Below are 1,912 nucleotides of genomic sequence, written 5' to 3'. Positions count from 1 at the left end.
TGTGCAAAGTCTGGTGAAGGTATTATTGAGCTTATTGCCATGTTATTAGGTTTGGCTCAAGAATATTTGACTGAACAATTGGAAATCCACGAAGACGCTCCTGCTAAAGGAACTGTCCTTGAAGTCAAGGAGGAAACCGGTCTTGGTGTAACTGTAGACAGTATCATCTATGATGGTGTTCTCCGTGATGGTGATGAAATAGCTTTAATGGATGCAAACAATGTTGTAAAAACCAAAATCAGGTCTATCTTAAGGCCTCTCCCTCTTGAAGAGATGAGAGATTCCAAAAAGAAATTCAAAAAGGTCGATGAGGTTGTTGCGGCAGCAGGTATCAAGATAGCTGCTCCAAATCTTGATGATGTTGTTTCTGGTTCTCCACTTAGAGTCTTAAGTGATGATGAGGATGTTGAAGCAGAATTATTAAAAGAGTTGGAAGACATTACTGTTGACACTGACGATGAAGGATTATTTGTTAAGGCAGATACATTAGGTTCTCTTGAAGCTGTTGTTCATTTGCTTAAGGAAATGGATATTCCAATCAGATCTGCAGAAATCGGAGATGTAAACAAAAGGGATGTTATTGATGCATCCATTGCCAAAGAAGAAAATATCGAACATGGTGTAATTATTGCATTCAATGTGAAGGTACATCCTAAGGCTGAAGTCGATTTAAATAATTCAGGAGTTAAACTCTTTAAAGGTGATGTAATCTATCAGATTACCGAAGATTATGAAGCTTGGGTTCTTGAGAGAAAAGAGGCTCAGAAAAAGCAATGGCTTGAAGCAATTATCAAACCTGCTAAATTCATGATTCTTCCAAAATTGATATTTAGGCAAAGCAAACCTGCAATCTGCGGTATTGAAGTAGAGGCAGGAACTGTTAAACAGGGCTATGCCTTAATGAATGCAAATGGGGACTATGTAGGTACCATTGCAAGTATGGAAGATAAGGGTGAAACATTACCTGCAATTTCAAGAGGTCAAAGGGTTGCTATGGCAATCGATGATGCTGTGGCAGGTAAAGACTTTGAGGAAGGGGATACATTGTATGTAGACATTCCTGAAAAGCATTATAAGATCTTGGAAAGAGAGTTTAAGGACAAGTTGAACGAAGATGAATTCATGGCCCTTGACGAAATCTTGGAAATCAAACGTAAGAAAGATAGAGATTGGGGTAAATTCGGTCTTTTCGAATATTAATATCAATTCAATTATAATATTAAATAATCAAATAATCAATCAAACAATTAACTAAAATTAATTTCATAATTAATTTCACATATATTTAAGATTATAGAATAAATACTAGAGATTAAGGGAGATTAAATTCCTAAAAATAAAAGGAGGAATTTTATTGGCATTTAAAATTGTTGTATCTGATAAAGAATTAAGTTATCAATTAGAAGTTGATGATGCAAAACAATTAAACGGTTTAAAAATCGGAGAAGAATTCGATGGTCAAATCGTTGGTTTAGATGGCTACACTTTAAAAATCACTGGTGGTAGTGACAAAAACGGTTTCGCTATGAAAAAAGACGTTGATGGTCCTAGAAGAATCAAAAGTCTTTTAACCGGTGGAGTAGGCTACAAACCTAAAGCTGATGGTGTTAAAAGAAGAAAAACTGTCAGAGGAAACACTATCTCTGAAGATATTGTTCAAATCAACACTATTGTTGCTAAAGCAGGCAGCAAATCCATATCTGATATCTTAAATCCTGAAGAAGAAGGAGAAGCAGAAGAATAATCAGATAGCTGATGATAAATGAAATTTATAATGAACCTTTTCATTATTATTTTTCATTCATTTTGAAAATATAATGAACCTTTTCATTATCATTTTTGTTTTTCATTCTATTGAAATTCATTATTTATTATAAAATTTCAAATTAAATTTTTAAATAATATTTCAAAT

At 33.7% G+C, this 1,912-nt stretch carries 2 protein-coding genes; both read left to right on the top strand.

Annotation, left to right across the window (positions count from 1 at the left end):
* Positions 1-1,200: translation initiation factor IF-2 (gene infB, locus ACKI67_RS08130; RefSeq protein ID WP_407463001.1), on the top strand; the 1,200-nt coding region annotated here is incomplete at its 5' end.
* Positions 1,201-1,354: 154 nt separating this feature from the next.
* On the top strand, positions 1,355-1,744 hold the full coding sequence (locus tag ACKI67_RS08125) for a 30S ribosomal protein S6e (RefSeq protein ID WP_407463000.1): 390 nt from the start codon (positions 1,355-1,357) through the stop codon (positions 1,742-1,744).
* The last annotated feature ends 168 nt before the right edge of the window (positions 1,745-1,912 follow it).

The organism is Methanobrevibacter sp. (assembly GCF_045577275.1).
Classification (GTDB): Archaea; Methanobacteriota; Methanobacteria; order Methanobacteriales; family Methanobacteriaceae; genus Methanobrevibacter.
This window is presented reverse-complemented; position numbering and strand designations above follow the sequence as displayed.